Origin of the sequence: Paenibacillus sp. GCM10012306, assembly GCF_042649265.1 — a bacterium.
In the GTDB taxonomy this organism is placed as follows: Bacteria; Bacillota; Bacilli; order Paenibacillales; family Paenibacillaceae; genus Paenibacillus_AQ.
In genome coordinates this window covers 621,648-643,435 of the sequence record NZ_JBHRYW010000001.1, presented here as the reverse complement: position 1 = coordinate 643,435, position 21,788 = coordinate 621,648, and the positions used below count along the sequence as shown (strand labels likewise).

The 21,788-nt window shown below is 47.9% G+C and carries 19 protein-coding genes and 1 riboswitch; of the genes, 3 read left to right on the top strand and 16 right to left on the bottom strand.

Going from position 1 to position 21,788, the window contains the following annotated elements; genetic code table 11:
* Nucleotides 1-405: 405 nt before the first annotated feature.
* From ACFORK_RS02875 to ACFORK_RS02835, 9 genes are all read right to left on the bottom strand, one after another.
* A complete protein-coding gene (locus ACFORK_RS02875) occupies nucleotides 406-1,194 on the bottom strand; it encodes a formate/nitrite transporter family protein (RefSeq protein WP_379195400.1) in 789 nt (262 codons plus the stop codon).
* A 56-nt stretch (nucleotides 1,195-1,250) separates the two neighbouring features.
* Nucleotides 1,251-1,571: a nitrite reductase small subunit NirD gene (gene nirD, locus ACFORK_RS02870; protein ID WP_379195398.1), complete on the bottom strand. Its 321-nt coding sequence runs from the start codon at nucleotides 1,569-1,571 to the stop codon at nucleotides 1,251-1,253.
* 52 nt (nucleotides 1,572-1,623) lie between these two features.
* On the bottom strand, nucleotides 1,624-4,050 hold the full coding sequence (gene nirB / locus ACFORK_RS02865) for a nitrite reductase large subunit NirB (protein ID WP_379195396.1): 2,427 nt from the start codon (nucleotides 4,048-4,050) through the stop codon (nucleotides 1,624-1,626).
* Nucleotides 4,051-4,276: 226 nt separating this feature from the next.
* Nucleotides 4,277-4,972, bottom strand: coding sequence for a hypothetical protein (locus tag ACFORK_RS02860; RefSeq protein ID WP_379195394.1), 696 nt, complete (start codon nucleotides 4,970-4,972; stop codon nucleotides 4,277-4,279).
* Nucleotides 4,973-5,163: 191 nt separating this feature from the next.
* A complete protein-coding gene (ric, locus tag ACFORK_RS02855) occupies nucleotides 5,164-5,889 on the bottom strand; it encodes an iron-sulfur cluster repair di-iron protein (RefSeq protein ID WP_379195760.1) in 726 nt (241 codons plus the stop codon).
* A gap of 122 nt (nucleotides 5,890-6,011) precedes the next feature.
* Nucleotides 6,012-6,737 carry a hypothetical protein gene (locus ACFORK_RS02850; protein ID WP_379195392.1) on the bottom strand — a complete coding sequence of 242 codons (726 nt, stop codon included), beginning with the start codon at nucleotides 6,735-6,737 and terminating at the stop codon, nucleotides 6,012-6,014.
* 277 nt (nucleotides 6,738-7,014) lie between these two features.
* The gene (locus ACFORK_RS02845; protein WP_379195390.1) at nucleotides 7,015-7,332 is read right to left on the bottom strand and encodes a winged helix-turn-helix transcriptional regulator; all 318 of its coding nucleotides are present in this window, start codon (nucleotides 7,330-7,332) and stop codon (nucleotides 7,015-7,017) included.
* A gap of 125 nt (nucleotides 7,333-7,457) precedes the next feature.
* The gene (locus ACFORK_RS02840; protein WP_379195388.1) at nucleotides 7,458-7,781 is read right to left on the bottom strand and encodes a hypothetical protein; all 324 of its coding nucleotides are present in this window, start codon (nucleotides 7,779-7,781) and stop codon (nucleotides 7,458-7,460) included.
* Nucleotides 7,782-7,808: 27 nt separating this feature from the next.
* Nucleotides 7,809-8,747: a Gfo/Idh/MocA family protein gene (locus ACFORK_RS02835; RefSeq protein ID WP_379195386.1), complete on the bottom strand. Its 939-nt coding sequence runs from the start codon at nucleotides 8,745-8,747 to the stop codon at nucleotides 7,809-7,811.
* A 160-nt stretch (nucleotides 8,748-8,907) separates the two neighbouring features.
* Here ACFORK_RS02835 and ACFORK_RS02830 point away from each other — a divergent pair, with 160 nt between their 5' ends.
* Entirely contained in the window at nucleotides 8,908-9,516 is a 609-nt protein-coding gene (locus ACFORK_RS02830) for a TVP38/TMEM64 family protein (RefSeq protein WP_379195384.1), read from the top strand.
* Nucleotides 9,517-9,604: 88 nt separating this feature from the next.
* Nucleotides 9,605-10,591, top strand: coding sequence for a peptide-methionine (S)-S-oxide reductase MsrA (gene msrA / locus ACFORK_RS02825; protein WP_379195382.1), 987 nt, complete (start codon nucleotides 9,605-9,607; stop codon nucleotides 10,589-10,591).
* Between the two features lie 1,312 nt (nucleotides 10,592-11,903).
* On the opposite strand, the gene ACFORK_RS02820 is transcribed toward msrA, so the two are convergent.
* Nucleotides 11,904-13,187, bottom strand: coding sequence for a DUF4349 domain-containing protein (locus ACFORK_RS02820; protein ID WP_379195380.1), 1,284 nt, complete (start codon nucleotides 13,185-13,187; stop codon nucleotides 11,904-11,906).
* A 328-nt stretch (nucleotides 13,188-13,515) separates the two neighbouring features.
* Here ACFORK_RS02820 and ACFORK_RS02815 point away from each other — a divergent pair, with 328 nt between their 5' ends.
* Complete coding sequence (locus tag ACFORK_RS02815; RefSeq protein WP_379195378.1) at nucleotides 13,516-13,668, top strand: DUF1540 domain-containing protein; 153 nt, start codon at nucleotides 13,516-13,518, stop codon at nucleotides 13,666-13,668.
* A gap of 190 nt (nucleotides 13,669-13,858) precedes the next feature.
* Here the strand turns inward: ACFORK_RS02815 and ACFORK_RS02810 are convergent, their stop codons facing one another.
* The 6 genes from ACFORK_RS02810 to ACFORK_RS02785 form a co-directional block, all read right to left on the bottom strand.
* Nucleotides 13,859-14,083, bottom strand: a complete 225-nt coding sequence (locus ACFORK_RS02810) for a hypothetical protein (RefSeq protein WP_379195376.1) — start codon at nucleotides 14,081-14,083, stop codon at nucleotides 13,859-13,861.
* Nucleotides 14,084-14,129: 46 nt separating this feature from the next.
* Complete coding sequence (locus tag ACFORK_RS02805) at nucleotides 14,130-15,035, bottom strand: GNAT family N-acetyltransferase (protein ID WP_379195374.1); 906 nt, start codon at nucleotides 15,033-15,035, stop codon at nucleotides 14,130-14,132.
* A 357-nt stretch (nucleotides 15,036-15,392) separates the two neighbouring features.
* Nucleotides 15,393-17,690 carry a 5-methyltetrahydropteroyltriglutamate--homocysteine S-methyltransferase gene (metE, locus tag ACFORK_RS02800; protein ID WP_379195372.1) on the bottom strand — a complete coding sequence of 766 codons (2,298 nt, stop codon included), beginning with the start codon at nucleotides 17,688-17,690 and terminating at the stop codon, nucleotides 15,393-15,395.
* A gap of 155 nt (nucleotides 17,691-17,845) precedes the next feature.
* A riboswitch (cobalamin riboswitch) is annotated at nucleotides 17,846-18,051 on the bottom strand.
* A gap of 91 nt (nucleotides 18,052-18,142) precedes the next feature.
* Entirely contained in the window at nucleotides 18,143-19,009 is an 867-nt protein-coding gene (locus tag ACFORK_RS02795; RefSeq protein ID WP_379195370.1) for an undecaprenyl-diphosphate phosphatase, read from the bottom strand.
* A gap of 1 nt (nucleotide 19,010) precedes the next feature.
* On the bottom strand, nucleotides 19,011-20,966 hold the full coding sequence (locus ACFORK_RS02790) for an FtsX-like permease family protein (protein ID WP_379195368.1): 1,956 nt from the start codon (nucleotides 20,964-20,966) through the stop codon (nucleotides 19,011-19,013).
* Entirely contained in the window at nucleotides 20,941-21,711 is a 771-nt protein-coding gene (locus ACFORK_RS02785) for an ABC transporter ATP-binding protein (protein WP_379195366.1), read from the bottom strand. Before ACFORK_RS02785 ends, ACFORK_RS02790 begins: the two co-directional genes overlap by 26 nt.
* Nucleotides 21,712-21,788: the final 77 nt, after the last annotated feature.

Genomic DNA, 21,788 nt, shown 5'->3' with positions numbered 1-21,788 from the left:
CTGTAAGCGTACTCTCATAGGATTGCTAATTCCCCTTAAGCACTTAATCTTTGAGCATAATACTGTGTATACCATTCCATTCATACAGCATTGCAGCACCTGCCTTAAGTATGCAGTCACATTAACTACCAGGAAATCCCTTTTTATTGTATAATAATAGATAATATAGTTCTATTAGGTATATAAATCAACATATGTAACATAATTGTAAAATAATACTTCATAATATATTACAGTCTAATGAATTTAGAACATTTTATGAATTATTTTGAATTATCCTGAAACCTTGCTTGTTCTAGCTTAGCCCTAAGTCAAAAAAGTGAACAAAAAAACATGCCCCCTAATCACTTTGGAGACATGTCATATTGTTCATTATAGTTTGTTCAATCTAATAGACCTAACCGTTCACTTCTTGCCTTCCCCGCGCACAGGTGAAATCAGACAGTAGGCCATACCGACAAAGACGCCTCCGCCAACAATATTGCCGAGCGTTACGGGAATCATGTTGTGCAGCCATCCTGCCAGCGAGATAGTTTCAGGGTGGCCTGGAAGGAGCAGGGCCAGACTCAGCAGCGTCATGTTGGCTACGCTATGCTCATAGCCGCTGGCGATGAACGCGAACAGACACCACCAGATCAGCACCAGCTTGGCAGTCTCACTCTTGGCTCGCGAGGACATCCATAGGGCCAGACAGACCAGCCAGTTACAAAGAATGCCGCGGAAGAACAGCTCTGCGTATGGTAGACTCATTTTTTTGGCAGCAGCCGTAAAAATCAGATGTTCAGCCGGAGCCGCCTTGAACAGTCCCGTTCCTTGAATCAGAAGGGCAAGAACCACAGCACCTGCCAGATTGCCAAGAAAGACGATCACCCAGTTCTTCAGGGTATCCCCAATGCTAGTTCTGCCTGCAAGCGTGCTTGCTGTAAAAAACATATTATTCCCGGTAAACAGCTCCGAGCCCGCAAAGACAACAAGGGTCAGCGCGATCCCGAAGGAAGCTCCCATAATCAGCGATTGAAATGGTGACTTGAGTGCTGCCAGTGGCGCTCCAAGTGAAAAGATTAGGATAATGCCGATCCCGACATAGGCCCCGGCCAGCAGTGCTGCCAGAAAATATTTGGGCAGACTTTCATTCATTTTATCGCGTTTATAAACAGCTGCTTCAACGATATTCTCCACATTTTGTGCAAACATACCTATTCCCCCCGCTGTTTCTGATTCACAATACTTATCACGCTTAATCGATCAGGCTACACGCGGACCTTCACCTTATTGTCTTCGGTCTGAACGGAATAGGTTGCGACTCTGCCCTGATCTGGTGCCTGAACCTCGCCGGAGCGCAGATCAATCTTCCAATCGTATAGTGGATCATACAGGTAATAGCCGGATACGATTCCTTCCGCGAGCGGTCCGCCCTTCGGATGAGGGCTGCGGTTCTCCACAGCATAAAAAGTCCCGTCAGAGGTACGGAAAACAGCCAGCTCAGTCTGCCCCGCCCTCACTACCCGACCGATTTGCGGCAGAAAATCCTGCACTTCGCCGATCGCATATTCCTGCTTCGTCATTTCCATCGTTCTCGCTCCTTTTTCGCATTCATTCATATTCCGGCCGGCCTGTATTCGGCTAGATCTTTGCCGTCTCGAACAGAGCCGAGCGGGTGCTGTCGTCGTTCAGCATTTTTTTCCAAGGATCGGTAACCTGGGCCAGGGCAAAATCAATTCGTGCCGCCAATTCCTTACGGTTGCTCTCATTCTCCAGAATGACGTTCTGAATGTTCTCAAGTCCCATTCGCTCTACCCACTCGGACGTTCTCTCCAGATAGTTGCCAGTTTCGCGGTAATACTGCATCACAGCGGAGCACACTTTAATCAATTCCTCATCGGTTTTGACCTTGCAGAATGAATCCGCAATCCGCGGCTTAATCCCGCCGTTGCCCCCGATAAAGACCTCCCAGCCACCATCATTGCCGACGATGCCGATATCCTTGGTGCAGGATTCCGCACAGTTGCGCGGACAGCCGTTGACGGCCATTTTAAATTTTGCCGGGAAGTCGAGTCGTTCGTACTTGCGCTCCATCAAAGCGCCCATGCCCATGGAATCCTGGGTGCCGAAACGGCAGAACTGCGATCCCACACAGGTCTTAACGGTACGTAGCGATTTGGCATAACCATAGCCGGAAGGCATATCGAGCTCTTCCCACACCTTGGGCAGATCTTCCTTCTTCACACCGATCAGATCGAGACGCTGTCCGCCAGTGACTTTGACCACTTTAACGTCGTACTTGAGGGAAACATCGGCGATTTTCTTCAAATCCTCTGGTGTCGTCACCCCACCGTACATCCGCGGAATTACAGTATAGGTGCCGTCCTTCTGGATGTTGGCCCCCATTCTCTCATTGACGAAACGCGATTCCTTCTCGTCCTCATACGTATCGGGATATGTCATACCCAGGTAATAGTTAATAGCCGGCCGGCACTTGGAGCAGCCTTCCTCCTGAGTCCAGCCCAGTACATGCATGACCTCTTTGCTGGTCTTCAGACCTTTCGCATGAATCTCTGCTACGATCTCATCCCGGCTTAAGGAGGTACAGCTGCAAATGCCCTGTTTGGCACTTTGCTGGAAGCTATCACCCAGTACAAATTGCAGAATCTGCTCAACTACAGGCTTGCAGCCGCCGCAGGAGCGTGTTGCACCCGTGCAAGCCTTAATCTCGTCCACAGTCGTGAAACCATTCTCGGTCACAGCGTCTACTATCGCCTTCTTGGTTACACCATTACAGCCGCAGACAATCTCTTCATCGGCCATGGACTCTACTGACAAGCCCTTTTTGGCATCACCATTTCCGCAGCAGCCAGTGCCCATAACCTCCGCATAGATATCATCCGTCATTTCCGCGCCTTGCTTCACAAGCTTCTGCAAGTTAGCCGATTCTGTCACATCTCCGAACAGGACTGCGCCGACGATAATATTGTTTTTCAGCAAAATCTTCTTGTATGTTCGTTTCCATTCATCTTTGGCAGAGATCACCGTATGTTCGGGGGTATCTATGAATTCGCCAGCAGAAAATACATCCACACCGGAGATTTTCAGCTTGGTCGACACCACGGAACCTTCATATGGCTTCGTGTCCACACCGCACAAATGCTTTGCAAGTACCATCCCCTGCTCAAACAACGGTGCGACGAGACCATAACATACGCCCCGGTGCTCCGTACACTCGCCCACAGAATACACTCCCTCTGCAGAGGTTTGCAGATAGTCATTCACAACAATTCCGCGGTTTACTTCAAGATCACTATCCTTCGCCAATTGCACGTTCGGCTTAATCCCGACAGCCATGACGACAAAATCAGCTGCTAACTCGCTGCCATCGCTGAAGCGTAGGCCACTTACCCGCTGCTCACCAGTCAGCTCTACCGTCTGCATGCCCATCGCAAATTTCACACCCTGACGCTCAAGCTCAGCTTGCAGCATTGAAGAGGCACTCCGGTCAAGCTGGCGCTCCATTAAATCTTCCATCAGATGCACGACTGTAACATCCATGCCCAGATTGACCAGACCTTTAGCCGCCTCCAAACCGAGAAGCCCCCCGCCAATCACAGCTGCTTTGTTGTACTGCTGAGCTGCTGCTAGCATAGCCTCACAATCTGCAATATCGCGGAAGCCTACTACCCCTTCCTTGTCGCTGCCCGGCACCGGTAGAATGAACGAATTCGATCCCGTTGCGATGATGGCTTTGTCGTAGGGAATCACCAATCCGCTATCTGTGTGGATCTCCCGTGACGCTGTATCGATACGCGTAGCCGTTGTTCCTGTATGCAGTGTAATCCCATTGTCCTCATACCAGTTCCAATTATTCAGGATAATGTCCTCGGTGGTCTTACTGCCTTCCAGAACATAAGAAAGCATGATACGGTTGTAATTAGGGTGAGGTTCACTACCAATTACGGTAATCTCGTACGCGCCACCAAGCTTTAAAATCTGCTCCACAGTGCCAATTCCGGCCATCCCGTTGCCGACTAATACTAACTTTTCTCTGTTTGCTGTCATAGTTAGATGCCTCCTCTATGCTTCTGCGTGCTCTCTAGATATTTCCTAATAATGAAAGTATACATTTCAAATTTAAACCGCGATGGTGATTGCAGTCACAGTAAATGTGAATGTTTTCACATTATATTCAATAATGATTCCTCCATAAAAATAAACCCTTGTTAGCACAACAGAAATAGCCAGACCCCCTATTTCTAATAGGTGATCTGGCTGTTATGTATTGTTATTATCGTAGTCCTAAGGAAATCTCCAACTCATCCATCGGCCGAAGCTTCATGTCCATTCCGTTGTCCATCAGCTTTTTGCCATTTACGCGCAAATGCCATATTTCACTGGTCAGTGACGTATGTCCTTTCACTGCCTGAATCCTCTGGTTGTCTTCTGACAGTTGAATCATTCCGCAGTTTTTCAGCAGGCTTCTGACGGAGAGATCACTTGTAAAGCTCATCACATACATATGTGTCAGGCTCTCTTGTTCACTTCCACCGTTCACGTATAGGAAGACTGATTCCGGTTCTTTGCCTCCGGCATCCGACTTTGCCATAATAACAAGACGTGCATTATCATGAACTGGGCTACTCTTCCAATTCGTATTACTGATAACCTTACCGTCCATTTGCACTTCCCATTCCATTTCTGGCCCCAGGGACACATTGGTTACAGCGAGGATCTTCATTCCGTCTTCTGCAAATACAGCAGCACCGCTGTCCTGCAGCAGTTCAAGAATCGTGATTCCCTTTCTATAAGTGCCGCTTAACAATCTTTCCGTGCTGTCAGCCAGCTCTTTGTCACCAACCATTAAGGAGAATGTCGGTCCCTCAGGACCTGTAATAACTTCTGCTTTGGTTCCTAGGACAGAGGAACATCCACCTAAAGTCATAATAATGAACAAACCTAGCAACAAACGCCCCAACCCTCTCATGGGCATTTCCGGCACCGCCCTATCTTCCCGACGACAACATCCGCTAGTAGTGTCTCAGGCTGTAATCACTTCGTATTCCGTCTCCCTTTAGGATAACCGAAGCCAGCCACGTTCTCAATGTAAAATCAGGAGATTATACCTACTGATAGTATAAAAAAGAGTCCCCGAAGGGGCTCTTTGCAGTTCTACTTCTATTGATATCTGGGAAATAAGATATTGTTCTCCAGATGAATATGTTCAAATGTCATCCCTTCTAACTCTTCCAGACGTGCATAGGTCAACCGGTACGTGGTGCACGCATGTTCCGGAGGTGTGAAATCATCAGTAATTCTGCGAATCTGCAGTAAAATATCGCCTGCAGCATCATGCTCGCCTTCCAGTTCATCCAGCGCTGCACGCAATTCTGTCAAACTAGCTTTTCCCGAATCAGCATCATATGCCAAAATCCTCGGGAACTGTGCATCCTCTTCCTTGGCTGTATGATCAAGCAATTCGTCCATCAGCTTGTGGAACAGCGCGTGCATTTGGGCCAAATGCGGAGAGTCTCCGCCATGAACACGAAATACTTTGTTGACATTCTGTGCAATCAGGGGCAACTCCTGGCGCAGGTACTGATGATGCTTGTTCACAATATGCTCGATTAGTTCAGAGGAAGAAGCGTGGTTCCACACCGTTTCTTCTTCCAGAACCGGATGTTCCTTCAGCATTTTGTTCAGATCGGCCAGTACAGCCTCCTTGTCCAATCCCCGTTCAGTGACAGCTTCCCCAAGTGGTTTGGCTCCGCCACAGCAGAAATCGATACGGTTAGCTTTAAAATAATCCGCAGATTTAGGAAATTGTAGTACTACATCTCTTACCCATGTTTCAGTGCTCAAATTGATTTCCGGCGTTGGCCGGGAGGCTGTATCTTTATCCATAGGTTGTCTCATCGTCATTTGCGGGTTCCTCCTTCGGTTGGCAGTTCGGGTTGTTCTCCCCTTCTACCTTACCCCCGATAGAAACCTTGACTTGTGATTTAACACACAGCAATTAGATCATTTTATTGAACAAAGGCCTGCATATACGTACGCTTGCCTTTGGCATCCTTCACATAAGGGCCAAGTCCGGCAAACCGGGCATGATCCATATAAACACCAGTCATCCAACGTCCTTCCGTCAGCCCACCATCCCATTGAAGGACCACATCGGGTGCCGAAATCCACTCCTGGTATACACGAATATGTTGATCTTTATACTCTTTACAGGGCTTCGAAAGCTCATGTAAAGGAACTTGGCTCAGATAGGTTGGCACGAAGTAAGAGGAAATCGTATCCAGGTCCTCTTCAGTCAAAAAGGGCTCAGCGCCCAAAAAAGGTTCGAACAATACCGTATCCTCATACAAGGACCAGATTACAGCCTGAAGTACCATGCTTTGTCTGATGCCATTGTGGAACTTGTACTGCCGTTGTACACCCGATGGCCGGACTTCAGCCGGTGGTGACGTAGATTCCAGACAATGACGTTCACACCCAATACATTTCCAGCCTGTCGGGCCTTGGATCCACTTTTGAAAAACAGTTCCGCCATCATTATCCCCCTTATAAAGGGACGATATAATGTTGTAGGGCACACCGATCCACGCATCCCACAAGGACTGGGGAAGATGGCTGTGAAGCATAAACAGTGTCTTGTCATAAATAAGCTGCACCTTGATCGAAGCAGCTTCCAGCTCGGCAACATCCTTTTTTCCATACGTTATTTCCCGGGAAAACAGGGTAGTCTTCATCTCCTCGCCTCCTGATTGTTATGCTGAATCTAAAGCTTACATCTCAAGCAGCTACCGGAAGTACCCGGGCTGTTTGCAGAACTTTACGCCGGACTACAGGCAAAACTCAATGGGTAAGCGATCCATCAGGGACTGGGCAATGTTTTTTCTATTATATTACATAAAGCATTAAATCGTGCAATACTTCTTTATCCAATTTTTAGATAGATGATGAAAAACCCCCTTCTTCAATAATGGAAGAAAGGGGCAGTCAACAGGACGTATTGCCAGGGCTAAGCTACTCGACCCAGCTCTCGGCCCATACAGAAATTTGTTCCATGACAGGTTCAAGCGCACGGCCTTTGTCTGTCAATTCATACTCGATGCGTACCGGAGTTTCCGGGTAAACATGACGTACCAGAATGCCTTCACATTCCAGATCCTTCATCCGCTCAGACAGCATCTTATCGCTCATCGAAGGGATCAGACCCGAAATATCTTTAAAGCGCTTTGGTCCGCTCATTAATGTCTGGATAATAAGTCCATTCCAACGCTTGCCCAGAAAAGAAAAGGCTGTCTCGAATCTCGGACACAGGGCTAGTTGATGTTGTTCCATTGTTCTCACCTCTCACTAATAAAACTTACTATTAGTTAGTATATAAAATTTTACCACACTTCAACCCTAATGAACATCGTTTGCCAAAAAAAAGTTAACACTGACCTAATAATTTCCGGTTTTTGCTACTCTCCGTTACCCTGTGCAGACGCCTGTTCCGCGATCGCTTCAGTGACTACAAAGGCCAGATCATCATTGCCGTACAGCGACAAAACGCCCAGCACCGTATCATTCGAGATGAATCCGGCTTCTTCCTCCGGTACCGTTAAGGAGAGCGCATGATGAAGAGCTGCATTATTCTCCTGATGCGGGTAGGCCTGCAAATACAAGGCATGCGGGTCTAGCTTATTATTCACGCACCACTGGGCAAAGACAAGAATCATCATTTCTTCATCACGCTTGTAACTCTCAATAATCTGTTCTTCCATTTGTTTACGCTGGTCATCCATCGTATGTCTTTCCCCTTTCTATTCTCCTCAATCCGTAAGCTCTTCCGCTAGTCTATGGCTTGCCAATACGGCTGCGGCTGCAATGCCGCATTGCTCTGGAGTATCGATATGACTTAGAAAATCTTCCACCGCGCCGCTAAAGCCTCTTCTCTGAAGTATGGTGTCCCAGCTGCCAAAGCCCAGACTGCGCGGCAAGCCATCCTTTTCATAGAGTACCGCCGTTTCCAGATTCACTACTTCCGCTGATCTGCCATTCCCATGTAGCTCCAGCTTCCCCAGATCAGTCCCGGCATCCCGGACCATACTGAACATCCCTGACGCTTCGCTCTTCCAACTGAGCAGACCCGTGGATTGTAGCAGTTGACCCTCGTCGTTGCTCTGTAGCATAGAGCGTAATAGCTCATAGTCATTACCGCACAGCCATAGCAGCAGATCCAGCATATGTATCAGGTCATCATACACCGTCTCCCGGCTGCTGCCGGACTGAAGCTGTGTACGATGCTTAACAGCCGTACAGTGGCTGATGCCGCCACCTTGCTCCAGCCAAGCCTTCGCCCCTACATACAAAGGAGCATATCGGCGGTTAAAGCCTACAGCCAGCAGAACTCCCTGCGCCTGGGCAAAACGGGCCATTTCCTGCGACTCCTTCAGGTTATAGGAGAGCGGCTTATCTACATAGACCGATACTTTGCGTTCAAGACATTCCATAACGATATCATAATGGGTGGGTGTTGGGCTATGCACAAATACGGCATCCACATTCCAGGACAACAATTCATTCAGATCTGTAGTACCTTGGGGAAAACGATATGTCTCCACCGTATCCTGAACAGTTCTCGATGAACGGCTGAGCACGCCCGCCACCTCGGCTTGCGGATGGTTAGCCAGCAGCGGCAGATATACTTTGCGCGCAATGCCGCCAATTCCGACCAACGCAACTCTTTTTCGATCAGGAGCTATTATCATTGCTTGAGCTATCCCCCTCTTGAAGTCAGGATGTTCATCCCGTATGTACTCTTCCAGCTATTATACCTTGAACTGATACGCCGACAAATGACCTTTGCTTCAATATTTTCGTTTTTTTCAGTATGATGAGATGAAGAGATGGAGGAAAGGGCATATTAAGATGAGAAAATGGTTGCCGATTCTGTTGTATGTTGCGGGCATAGGTGCCGCGTTTATTTACAGGAATGATATCCTGGACTGGATGAGAGATGTTCAAAATCCGATTTTGTCGGTGGGATTGGCCACTGTGCTCGCCTTATTCCCGGTTGTGCCCTACAAGGCTGTCATCGGATTATTCGGTTATGTATATGGAAGTTTTGCAGGTGCGCTTATCTGCTGGTTAGCGACGAACCTGGCCGCAGCCCTGATGTTTATTGGTGTAAAGTACTGGTTCCAGGGCAGGGCCAGAGCCTATCTGGCCTCTATTCCCTCACTTGAAAAGTTCACAACTACTGTGGAACGTCGTCCCTTCGCCTCTGTCGTATTGGCCCGGCTGCTACCAATCATCCCGCAGACTGCGGTTAATGCTTACGCCGGAGCGGCAGGCCTGCCCTTCTGGAGCTTTCTGCTGGCATCGGCCTTAGGCAAAATCCCTGGTATCGCCCTGTTTGCGTATCTTGGCGGGACTGGGCTGAGCAATCCGGGCAACGCCATTGTCGCTATCCTGCTGTATGTAGTTGTGATTGGCCTAGCAGGACTGTCATTACGCAAGCGTCCAAATGGGATTTGATGGAGGCAACTGCTGGCAGGCGGCCCATATTTGTTTTATAATTAAATTGTGATCTATTTAATTGCATTATCTGAATGGAGGGATATTAATGAGTGAAGTTCACAACAATCATATAGAATCCAAGACGGAACAAGCCACTTTCGCAGGTGGATGCTTCTGGTGCATGGTATCCCCTTTTGAGGAGCTGCCGGGCATTATCAAAGTAGTCTCCGGCTACACCGGCGGCCATACAGAAAATCCTACGTATGAGCAAGTATGCTCCGAAACCACGGGTCATGTGGAAGCGGTGCAGATTACGTTCAATCCTGATATTTTCCCGTATCGCAAGCTTCTGGAGCTGTTCTGGCAGCAAATCGACCCTACCGATGAAGGTGGGCAATTCTACGACCGGGGAACTTCCTACGGCACAGCGATCTTCACCCATTCCGAGGAGCAGCGGGCCGAAGCCGAAGCTTCCAAAACCGAGCTTCAGGAAAGCGGTCGCTTCTCCAAGCCGATCGTTACGCCGATCCTCCCAGCGTCCAAGTTCTACCCGGCCGAAGAATACCATCAAGGCTATCACCACAAGAATCCGGGGCATTACATACGCTATCGTAAGGGCTCTGGCCGGGATGCTTTTATCGAACAACATTGGTCTCATAAAGAGGACGAGGAAAGCCTGAGAGCACGTTTGACTCCGCTTCAATATGAAGTGACACAAAATAATGCTACAGAGTCTCCTTTCCGCAACGAGTTTTGGGATCACCACGGGGATGGCATTTACGTAGACATCGTGTCCGGCGAGCCGTTGTTCAGTTCTGAGGACAAATACGACTCCGGCTGCGGCTGGCCGAGCTTCACCCGTCCGATCCGTGATTATTCTGTCAAGGAAAAGACCGACCTCAGCCATCTGATGGTCCGTACGGAAGTCCGCAGTAAAGAAGCCGATTCTCACCTCGGCCATGTATTCAACGACGGCCCAGGCCCTAACGGCCTGCGCTACTGCATCAACTCCGCAGCACTGCGCTTCGTGCCCAAAGAAGATCTTGAGGAAGAGGGCTACGGGGAATATCGCGTACTTTTTCCGCAAGCTTAACGTAGGGAGTAGGAGTAGGGCTTGAGCATGGTCAGGGCTTGAGTTTGAGTTTGGGCTTGAGCTTCAGTATGGGTCAGTGCTTCAGTATGGAGCCGAGCTTCAGTATGGTCTGAGCTTCAGTACGGTCTGAGCTTCAGTACGGTCTGAGCTTCAGTATGGGTCTGAGCTTCAGTATGGTCTGAGCTTGAGCATGGTCTGAGCTTAAGCATGGTCTGAGCTTAAGCATGGTCTGAAGCTTCAGTTTGAGTCTGTGCTTGAGCATGGGGCCGAGCTTCAGTATGGTCTGAGCTTGAGCATTATTCTAAGCATGAGCACAACTAAAATTTTCGACATATAAGTTCAGGAGCTATTAAGCTGTTCACAACCACCATCTAGTACGATTAGCTGATCGACCTTTATGTCTTAACAGTAGTACCAAAACAAAGCCGCCAAGCCTCACGAAACACGTGAGACTTGGCGGCTTTTTAGTCTAAATGCGCGAACCTAGGAAATCTGTGACTTTATATATGCGTATATGGATGTATAGTAATATAGATTTTCGTATTTTATTGTAGGATTGGTTAAGTGTTTGGCGAATTCATTGAGCAGGCATGAAAATGGTGAAGTGATACAGATTCAAGCTCGGGTTCGGGATACGAAATTTAGGATTCTGTATTCCGAAAACAACCTCTACTGAAGATCAGCCCCGTGCTGATGAGCTAACTGGAAATTTTCAGACTGTTGAGAAAGTTGTTGTTTTAAGAAAATCCATAATTAAACCCTTGATTAATGAACCTATCTCGAAATCAGGACTGGTTCTTGTTCCAGCTGGTAACGGACCTCAGATCCGTTATTTCCTAACAACTGACCGTCCCAGAAAATAACGGACTCCAGAGACGCTATGAGCAGAAATCGGGTGTAAAATCCACGTTTTGGGAGGAAATAGCGGCACCTGAGTCCGTTACATGTTCCAGAAGCTGCTTGATGTGTAAATAACGGCGCTGGGGTCCGTTAGCCCCCATGCATACGTCTCCAACCTTCTGAAGCAGTGGTTTTGACATGCATTGATGATGAAGCTGAGCCTGATTTATAAGGCTATTTCGCATCAACAATCGTAGAGAATGGTGTTTCTCGACAGTCTGAGTTTTTCCAGTTATTTTTCAAGTGAGCATGGTCTGATCTTTGTCGGCTAATTCTTCGTTACTGTTTTATCCCTCAGCCTGCTCTCCGTTCGGCACAACACTCAACAATGTAGCGTCTTATATTCCAACTTAGCTTCCGCAACATAAATAGCAGGTCCACGTCCCAGGTACAAATTTCTCACCCTCATACTTTACTTTTTATCCTGGTTGTCATTATCACGACTGTCAGTAGGATCAGCACCGCCCTGTGTCGATTGCGGATCTTCCGATTGCGCATGCTCTACCTTTGGCTGCGCTTGCTCCGCTGTTGATGAGGTCTGCTGAGCCTTGGGTAGTGCTTGCTCCACCTTAGGCTGTGTCTGATCCACCTTCGCTTGAGCCTGTGGAATCTCCGGTGACGGTTGCCGGATTTCCGGCGCATTCGGTTGCTTTCCTCCCAGCTGCCGATTGGCGTCTCGAATCAACTGGGATTGCTCGTCGTGGCCACGCTGTCTTCTTTTACGGAAGGCGAAGACGATTATCAGAATAATGGCTGCAGCTATCAATATGGGCAGGGCACCAGCTAGGATCACCACAATCCACTGAAAGGTGACGGACAATGCATTCAGACTGCCACTCAGCGCCTGTGATGCGCGTGTGCCAAGTGGATCCTGACCCTTTTTCTTCATCACATCTAAACTTGCGTCCGTTTGGTACAAGCGCAGCTCTACAGTTGAAAACGAAACATTCTGATCAATATAACGCATTCTCCCTTTTATCCGTTCAATCTCCTCCTGGATGGAACCCAGTTCGTTGGCAAACGCGACAAGGTCGGCGGGCTTGGTCGCTTTTTTCATAAATTCGGTGTATTGAGCTTCCATCATCTGCTTAGCCTTCAGTCGGGATTCAAGATCTACGTATTCTTCAGACACGTCCTGCCCCTGGATACTACGCTGGAGTTTCACATGCTTCACTTTCTCAAGATTACTCAGAAAAGACGAGAAGCCGGATGCCGGTACTTTCATAATGAAATTCCCACCTTGCTCGTATTCAGACATATTCTCATCAAATCCAATGATATAGCCTTGAGCAAGAGTAACCATATTTCGTACTTCTGTCTGAGCCTTGGCGTAGTTGTCCACTTCCATGTTCAGGTTGGCTTTATAGATCAGCTTCTTGTTCAATCCAGCTACAACATCGCTGCCAGTAAACCCGGCACCCGTTTTCCCGGTATCCACTGCCGAAGAATCTTCTGCGGAATCCGTACTACCAGCTCCTGATTCTCCCCCGGCTTTGACAGCCGAATCAGCATCGACACTCGATTTCTCTGCTACCGGAGATGTATCACTAAGTGTCTGACTTTCAAACTTACTCACTGAGTTAGCCGTACCCGAATCCGCAGCCACATTGTTACTCTTGTGATCAGCCGAGCCGCAGCCCGTGACGACAATAACCAGAATCAATAACCATACTCCATACAACCCCCATTTTCGCATCATCAAACCCCCATAATTTAGTAGAATACTTCTATGTATCCCTGACGATTCCAGAAGATGGAATGTTGCATGACTATTAAATGTTTTGCATATATTGATCCAGAGTACCGGGTAAAAACAAAAAAAGCAGTACCCGGATCTGGATACTGCTGTTTGCGAACAATCAGTTTGTTTGGTACAATTACGGTGTCTTAACAGACAAATAACACCAAAAACCCTCACATCCATTCAGATGAGGGCATGGTTCTGTTCGGACAAGCTCCACCTTGCCGAGCAGGGCATTCCATTTAGCGATGAAGTCATTTTACTAAAGGGGAGGTGAACCCTTATGGCAAAAGACGTAATCTGTGAAGTCAACTCCTGCACGCACTGGGCAGCGGAGAACAAATGTCAGGCCGATTCCATCTTCGTTGCTTTCCACAGCTCCAAGGAACCAACACGTGCGGAAGAAACTGATTGTAAAACATTCGAGAGCAAGTAAGCTATTCAGAAGGAACCCTCCACGGTTCCTTCTTTTCTCATTTATTCTATCAAGAATGAGAATTATTATCAAGTGTATCATTAAAAAAAGAATCCCTAATAATGAAGGTGTCCCAAACGCCAGGAGGTGTATGGTACCCCTTTTACAATCTATACAACCTTGCTTACTACTGTAGGCTCTTGCTTGTCTGCTAACTCTTGCCCACCTGATGCATTCTCTCGCTCCCCTGTTGTATGTACTCGATTGTATCTGTTCCTCGCCCACTCCATGCTCTGACTCTTCTGCTGTGCCCATACTCGCCTTCCCCTACGCCCTTACTCACCTGCTGGATGCTCTTACTCCCCTTTTTCACTCCCTGCTCACCTACTGGTGTTCTGCGAAAATAAAGTCGTAGACTGCCTCTTTTGTTGTTCAATTATCGTTTCCCGTTAGCTTAATTGGAAAAAAATAAAATTATAACGCTAAGCATGCGCTAGTACAGGTACACAGAACTTTGAATTTTTATCTATGGCAAAGTTAGCCTTAATAAATAGCATATCGTCATTATTATCCATCGGCTCATACTGAGCTTTCTCAGTGAATTGATCTGGTGTGAAATGAAATTGAATACTCTCTGTCTGTTCATTAGCAATTCGGTTAAGTAAACTATTTATATGAACATCATCTTGACTAACTATATCGTATAGATGAAGCGTATGACCTTCTTGCTGATAGACGATAATAGCTTCGTCCTCTTGCGAGTAATAAATTGATTCGGGAAACACATTTAAAGCGTAAAACATAAAAAGTCCTTGGTTATTGCTAACACCAAATTGTCCTGAAATAGGTTTGCGGGACAAAACCATTCGTTTGATAAATTCCAAGTCTTCTTCATTGGAACAATTCAGCTTGCATATGGTGGAATCCTCATTTGGAACGGGATTAAATTTCAATTTGAATTGCGATTCACCAAAGGATTCAAATCCGAATTTCGGATAAAAGTTAATCGCAGTACTATTAGCGAATAAGAAGAAGATATCACATTCTTGCTCGTAAATATTAAGAACATGATTCATCAATGCTCTAGAAAGCCCTTTTCCCCTGAAATCAGGGTGAGTAATAACTGTTCCAATTTGAATCGCTTTCTTGTTTAACCCATTAATCACTACGTCCATTTTGCTGACAGAAACATTAGCGATGACTTTACTATCTCTAAGAAATGAATAGCAGATATAACGATCATCCCAGAAACCTTTCTGATACCAAACTTCAAAGTTAATATCAAAAGCTAAAGTCGTTAGTTGATTAAAACTATCTCTGTAAGCCTTATTATCTTTGTAAGCGGAAACTAGGTCTATTCCAACTTCTATATTTTCATTTAAAAACACAAATATACCCCCTATCGTATTTATGATAAGTAGCTTCAATTTTACCACATCAAAGCACTATCGGTTACAGTAAATAACAATTATAACCAAACTCCCTATTGGCTTAATGAAGCATCGTCAGTATAATACTTTATTTCCTCCTTACAACCGGATGCTCATACTTATCCACCCAACGCCCTTACTCTCCTGCTATATGCTCTTGCTCACTTCCCGTTTGGCTAGACTCAACCAGCTAAAATGGTCTAAGCGAACCGAGCCAGTTCTAGTTCCCCAATAAAAGAAACCAGCAGGCCTCCCCACGAAGAGAGAGCTGCTGGTTTCTTTTATAGTTCTATATTGTAGCCTACAGCGCTACATTTAAGCTTTGCTTACGCTAGTCTTTGTTCTTGCGATCGAAGCAGCCTCAACCATGTTGCGCAGGGCGCTTTCGGTTTCTGCCCAGCCGCGAGTCTTGAGTCCGCAGTCCGGATTGATCCAGAACAGTTCTGGGTCCAGTACACGCAGAGCGCGGTCGATGTTGACAGTCATTTCTTCTACAGCCGGTACGCGCGGGCTGTGGATGTCGTATACGCCAAGGCCGATGCCTTTGTCGTAGTCTTGCTCCTCGAAGCTTACGATCAGTTCGCCGTGGCTACGGGAAGTTTCGATGGAGATAACGTCCGCATCCATATCGGAAATGGAATCGATCATGTTGTTGAATTCGCTATAGCACATATGCGTATGGATTTGCGTCGTATCTTTGACATCGTAAGTGGAGATACGGAACGCTTTAACCGACCAATCCAGGTAATGCTGACGGTCTTCTGGCTTCAGCGGCAGACCTTCACGAATCGCAGGCTCATCCACTTGAATCATTTCAACACCAGCGTCTTCCAGTGCCTTCACTTCATGACGCAATGCAATCGCGATTTGGTTCGCCACTTCTTCACGGCTCAGGTCATCGCGGACGAACGACCAGTTCAGGATCGTTACCGGTCCAGTCAACATGCCTTTTACCGGAAGCTTGGTGCGGGATTGTGCATAAACGCTCTCTTTAACTGTCATTGGCTCGATGAAAGCAACGTCAGCATAGATTACCGGTGGCTTCACGCAGCGGGAGCCATAGGATTGCACCCAGCCATTGCGAGTGAACAGATATCCAGCCAGCTTCTCACCGAAGAATTCAACCATGTCTGTACGTTCAAATTCGCCGTGTACGAGTACATCAAGTCCCAGCTTCTCTTGGAATGTGATGACTTCGTCGATTTGATCGCGGATATATTGATCATAACGCTCTTGGTTCCATACACCTTTACGCCATTTGAGACGTGCTTGACGAACTTCCGGTGTTTGCGGGAAGCTTCCAATCGTTGTTGTTGGCAGCAGTGGCAGGTTCCATTTCTCTTGTTGTACTTTCACGCGCTCTGCGAATGGCAGGTTACGGTTTGCAGGAAGTACAGCCAGCTTACGCACCTCTGCAGCGATATCTTCACGGCCACGCTCAGGCAGCGCACGGAAGGTAGCAAGCGCATCGCGGCTAGCTTGCAGCTCAGCAGCAACTGCATCACGGTTTTCCAGTGCAGAGCTAATCAGCTTCAGTTCAACCAGCTTCTCGTTTGCGAATGCCAGTGCGTTCTTGATTACCGATTTTACTTTATCTTCGCCTTCTACGGTTACCGGTACATGCAGCAAGCTGGAGGACGGTTGCAGGAATACACGATCCAGGCTAACATGAGTCGCCAGTTTGTCGAGCAATGCCAGCTTGGCATCCAGGTCGGAGCGCCAAATGTTACGGCCGTCGATGATACCAACGCCAAGAATCTTGTCTTCCGGCCAGCCAAGACGCTCGATCGACTCGAGGTTTGTACCGCCATCGTGCACGAAGTCCAGACCCAGACCTTGTACAGGCAGCTTGAGCAACGCTTCAAGCGGTTCAGCAGCTTCGAAGTAGGTTTGCAGGATGATGTTCAATCCAGGCACAGCTGCAGCGATTTCTGCATAAATCGACTCAAGCAAGCTGATGTCTTCATTGGTAAGCCCAGTTACAACCGCAGGCTCGTCCACTTGAACCCACTTCACGCCTTCTTGCTGAAGCTCTTGAAGCAGTTGTACATATACAGGCAGGAAACGCTTAGCGATTTCAGCTGTTTCAGAAGACTGGAAGCCTTTGGAGAGCTTCAGGAAAGTGTACAGACCGATGACAACCGGCTTTCCTTCGATTCCTGCTTTCTCTTTGGCAAAACGATATGCTGCAAGTGGCTTGTTTTCGGTCAAACGCGGCGTTTGATTGCCGATCTCCGGAACGATATAGTGATAGTTCGTGTTGAACCATTTTGTCATTTCGCAAGCAGTGGCTGTAGCATTACCACGAGCCATTGCGAAGTAAAGATCCAAGCCGATATCTCCGCCGTCGTAATCATAACGTGGAGGCACAACGCCGAACATTACGGCTGCATCCAGGACGTGGTCGTAGAATGTGAAATCATTGACCGGAATCAGATCAATGCCAGCTTCCTTTTGAGTTTGCAAATGCTCAAGCTGGATTCTCTCCATTTCGGAGCGGAATTCCGCTTCATCTTTTTGACCAGACCAGAAGGTCTCCAGGTTCTTTTTCCATTCGCGGTTCTTCCCGATTCTCGGGTACCCGAGGTTGCTCACTTTTACTGTTTGCGTCATTCCTAGGTTCCTCCCCTATCTCACTAATAATCTATATACGTCATGTTTTATACCCAAAAAAGGCGTCTCTCCCTGTAAGAAGTCAGAGGGAAAGACGCCCTAGTATTATACATACTTGTAGCTGGTCTAACACCATCCTATCTTCCGTAGGTAAAGCTGTGCTGTCGAAACAGGCAGGTCTCCTGGCTGCGGCGTCTACATCTTCAGCCGTCTTCCCGAACAGCATATGCTGCCAGTGACGAGGGTTGCTGAAGACTCTTCCGTTACAGTGGCGGGACCGCGTCGGTCTTGCACCGAACTTCCCTATTAAGCCATCCGGTATGTCTATCATCCGGCAGGCACCTGTATCCGTTATTCAGTTTCGGGAATGAATATAACGTCATGATACTGGAATACCAAGTAAACCGCAATAGATTATGAGTGTAACAGTTATACGGAATCCTTATAGCCAGTTAGAAGAAAATAATATACACCACTGCTGCTAGCACAATTCGGTAGATAGCGAAGGGCAGCAACTTAACCCGATTGATCAGTTTCAGGAAGAAACGCATCGACAATAGGGCGAAGACAAAGGCGCTGATGAAGCCAGCGATGAAGAACGGCAGCGACTCCATCGTGAAGTATTGCCAGTTCTTCATTAAAGAAATCAGTGTAGCTCCGGCCATGACCGGCACGGCCATAATGAACGTGAAGTCGGCTGCTGCCCGGTAGCTCATCCCGAGCAGTACGCCCCCGGAGATGGTTGAACCGGAGCGGGAAAAGCCCGGCCACAAGGCGAAGCACTGCATCAGTCCAACGCCTAGCGCTTGTTTGTAAGTCACTTGATCGACCGTTTCAGTCTGCACCTTCTTCGGCGCAAAACGGTCGGCACAAATCATGAATACAGCACCTATGACGAGTCCAATCAATACAGTTGCCGTCGAGAACAGATGGTCATCAATATAATTCTCTGTAAGTAAACCTAGGACCGCGGCAGGAATCAGGCCGATCAGCACCATACGAAGCTTCAGATGCCCTCCTTCACCGGAAGACTGCTGTGGCTGTCCATCCTGTATAGGCTGCATTTCTTTGCGGCTGAACCGCTTCAGACCCAGCAGATCAATGAATCTTTTCCAGAAAATAACGACAACCGCCAGGATAGAACCCAATTGAATAACTACTTTAAACGTATTCGCCGTATGTTGGCCCAGAAACGCCTGTGACTGCAGCCACATATCATCCACAATAATCATATGACCTGTAGAGGATACGGGAGCAAACTCGGTTATACCTTCGACGATGCCTAGAATAATTGCTTTAATAATCATGAGCAGGTCCATGTTACATCCTCCTTAAATTTTTATGCAGATTGCGCAGATAGCGACTTCGGATGAAGAAGAAGTAGAGTACCTGTGCGACAAAATAAACCGCCAACACCGCTCCTGTCTCCGTCACAATCGACAGGTAGAACAAACGCTGCAGCGCAATAAAAGCAAACAGACTATGCAGTATAGCCAGTCCAATTGGCACAAAGAACATCAGGGACATCTGAAATGTCACAATTCGGTCCAGTTCCCGGTCCGTTAATCCCATCTTAGCCAAGGTGGAATATTGCAGACGATCATAATCCAGATCCATGTACAGACGGAAATAAAGAAAACTGCCAGCTGCAATGAAGAATACTGTGCCCACAAGCAAAGAAGCGAACAGCATTGTACTGTACAGTGTCTTGTGGATCTCAAACAATGTGCCGCTGACCGCAATCGCATAAGGGTAATCGGCCTCGTACGCCTTCTTGCCCTTGACGGAAAGATCAGTCGCGATTCCAACTGTCTGCAGCAAATCTGCGACATAGAATCCTGTGTACTTATCTGTCTGCACGGGGTGGATAGTGTCATATAGCTCATCACTAACCACAATGCCGCTAAAGTCACCCCCGTCAACGCCGTTCAGCATCGGGAGCAGATGGTTCGCAATCGGTAATTCCTCCGTGTAGCCGATCTCCCGAATTATGCTCCCCTGCCGCAGTGTATACGTAGCCTTGACTCGTTCACTCGTCAGACTACGATCCCGCTGGGAACCGATCATAACCAGTCCGTCATGCCCTTCAAGCGGACCTTCGAACGAACGGAAGCCAGCCTTCAGCAGCGCCTGCTTATAAAGGCTGTAAGAGATCAGCGGTAGCAGCCGGGTCCGATCCGGGCCAGTCTGCGATATCACTTCTGCATATTTAATCGGAATGCTAAGTGTATCAAAGGGCAGACCACGGCCTTGGAGCTCTCTGCGAATGCTATCCAGGTGCTGTTCTGTTTCTGCCGCGCTTTCCGTACTTTTAGCCACATAGCCCACAGCCGCCGGATAATTAAGCTTCAGTTCCCGGGTCAATGTCTGAATCGAAGCAAATACACCTACAGAAGTGAAGGACACAGCCGAAATAATCGTGATGATAAAGAACATGCGTCCGTTCTCTCTCCAGCGGGATGACAGACCTGAGAGTGCGATCAGATTAATCCGATGCCAATAGAACCGCCGAGTTCTCTTCAGCAGCTTCACAATGTAAAGACTCAGTTGGGTATAGAACAGATAAGTTCCAACTACCGTAATAGCCACAACAGGCAACATAATGACATCCACCAAAGCCGCGCGCACTGTAGCAGCCATTACATACCCAACGATTAGGCAAACTGCTGACAAAAGCGCAAGCACTATAGAAGCCTTAGGTTCTTCTTCATTCTTGCCTTCACCCTGGAACAGCGGCATCGGGTCTTCAGGACCCGTTAGAGCAAACGTACACAGCGAGATCAGTCCAAACAACAGCACAAAGCTGCAAATGGTCAGCACTGGGGCCTGCCAGGGCAGATGAAAGGGAAGCGGTTGAATGCCAAGGAAGCCGGAGCCGATCATCAAAAACAGCTTGCCAAGCAGCAGGCCCAGTCCGGTACCGGTGACAATTGCCGTGCTGCCGATCATCATATTTTCCAAAAAAACCATCAGGTGCAGCTGCCGCTTCGTCATCCCGTGCATCAGCAGAATACCAAATTCCTTCTTGCGGGACTGCAGAAAAGAGCCCACCGATACAAGTACAAACACAGAACAAAATACAAAAATGGACCCTTCGGCTACCATCATTGTCCGCGTGGCGGTACTGAAAATCAGATCCTTAGACAAATCCGGGTGATAAATAAACAGAGCGCACAGAAAGAAGATCATCACCGAGAACGAGCTGCTGACAAAATAGGCGGCGTACTTCCGCTTGTTACGAATTACATTTCTATAAGCGAATTGCCGAAAGGTCATGGCCCGCGCCTCCCAGCAGCGACAGCATATCAATGATATTCTGAAAGAAGGCGGCCCGGCTGCTGCCCCGGTACATCTCGCTGTGGAATCGCCCGTCTTTGATAAAAATCACCCTGTGACAGAAGCTCGCGGCCACGGCATCATGTGTAGCCATCAGCACCGTCGCCCCCTCCGAAGCATTGATCTGCTCCAGCATACCCATCACTTCAGTCGATGTTTTGGAGTCCAGATTGCCTGTAGGCTCGTCGGCCAAAATCAGCGCAGGTCGGTGGATCATCGCGCGGGCGATGGCCGTCCGCTGCATTTGCCCGCCGGAAATCTCGTACGTCCGCTTCTTAAGCAGATGCCCGATGCCAAGTGTTTCCGATACCTGTAGCAGCCGGCTTTCCATCTCCTGGATAGAGGCTCCAGCCAGTGTCAACGGCAAGATGATGTTCTCTTCCACGGTGAGCGTGTCGAGCAGATTGAACTGTTGAAATACAAAACCCAGCTCATGACGGCGGAACAAGGCCTTCTCTTGTCTGCTGAGCAGATTAGGGTCTCGTCCACCAATCGAAATCTCACCGGAGGTAGGCTGATCGATGGTGGCGATAACGTTCAGCAAAGTCGTTTTCCCGCTTCCTGAGGGTCCCATAATACCGACAAATTCGCCCTTTTCCACAGCAAACCGGATATGATTCAGCGCATGCGTGGACACTTGGCCCTCATAAATTTTGGATAAATTATTGACTTCAAGTATGGGCAAGTGTCGTCGCTCCTTCCGTGGCCTGGAATGGTTTTATTATACAAACACGTCACAGGCGCTAGCTATTTCTGAAACTT

Excerpts from the sequence above, each read along its gene's own strand:
- ACFORK_RS02815 (WP_379195378.1), top strand. The coding sequence starts at position 13,516 with ATGGCAAAAGACGTAATCTGTGAAGTCAACTCCTGCACGCACTGGGCA.
- ACFORK_RS02850 (WP_379195392.1), bottom strand. The coding sequence starts at position 6,737 with ATGAAGACTACCCTGTTTTCCCGGGAAATAACGTATGGAAAAAAGGAT.
- ACFORK_RS02835 (WP_379195386.1), bottom strand. The coding sequence starts at position 8,747 with ATGATAATAGCTCCTGATCGAAAAAGAGTTGCGTTGGTCGGAATTGGC.
- ACFORK_RS02830 (WP_379195384.1), top strand. The coding sequence starts at position 8,908 with ATGAGAAAATGGTTGCCGATTCTGTTGTATGTTGCGGGCATAGGTGCC.
- ACFORK_RS02790 (WP_379195368.1), bottom strand. The coding sequence starts at position 20,966 with ATGACCTTTCGGCAATTCGCTTATAGAAATGTAATTCGTAACAAGCGG.
- ACFORK_RS02795 (WP_379195370.1), bottom strand. The coding sequence starts at position 19,009 with ATGGACCTGCTCATGATTATTAAAGCAATTATTCTAGGCATCGTCGAA.
- ACFORK_RS02875 (WP_379195400.1), bottom strand. The coding sequence starts at position 1,194 with ATGTTTGCACAAAATGTGGAGAATATCGTTGAAGCAGCTGTTTATAAA.
- ric (WP_379195760.1), bottom strand. The coding sequence starts at position 5,889 with ATGGATAAAGATACAGCCTCCCGGCCAACGCCGGAAATCAATTTGAGC.
- ACFORK_RS02845 (WP_379195390.1), bottom strand. The coding sequence starts at position 7,332 with ATGGAACAACATCAACTAGCCCTGTGTCCGAGATTCGAGACAGCCTTT.
- nirB (WP_379195396.1), bottom strand. The coding sequence starts at position 4,050 with ATGACAGCAAACAGAGAAAAGTTAGTATTAGTCGGCAACGGGATGGCC.
- msrA (WP_379195382.1), top strand. The coding sequence starts at position 9,605 with ATGAGTGAAGTTCACAACAATCATATAGAATCCAAGACGGAACAAGCC.
- nirD (WP_379195398.1), bottom strand. The coding sequence starts at position 1,571 with ATGGAAATGACGAAGCAGGAATATGCGATCGGCGAAGTGCAGGATTTT.
- metE (WP_379195372.1), bottom strand. The coding sequence starts at position 17,690 with ATGACGCAAACAGTAAAAGTGAGCAACCTCGGGTACCCGAGAATCGGG.
- ACFORK_RS02860 (WP_379195394.1), bottom strand. The coding sequence starts at position 4,972 with ATGAGAGGGTTGGGGCGTTTGTTGCTAGGTTTGTTCATTATTATGACT.
- ACFORK_RS02820 (WP_379195380.1), bottom strand. The coding sequence starts at position 13,187 with ATGCGAAAATGGGGGTTGTATGGAGTATGGTTATTGATTCTGGTTATT.
- ACFORK_RS02840 (WP_379195388.1), bottom strand. The coding sequence starts at position 7,781 with ATGGATGACCAGCGTAAACAAATGGAAGAACAGATTATTGAGAGTTAC.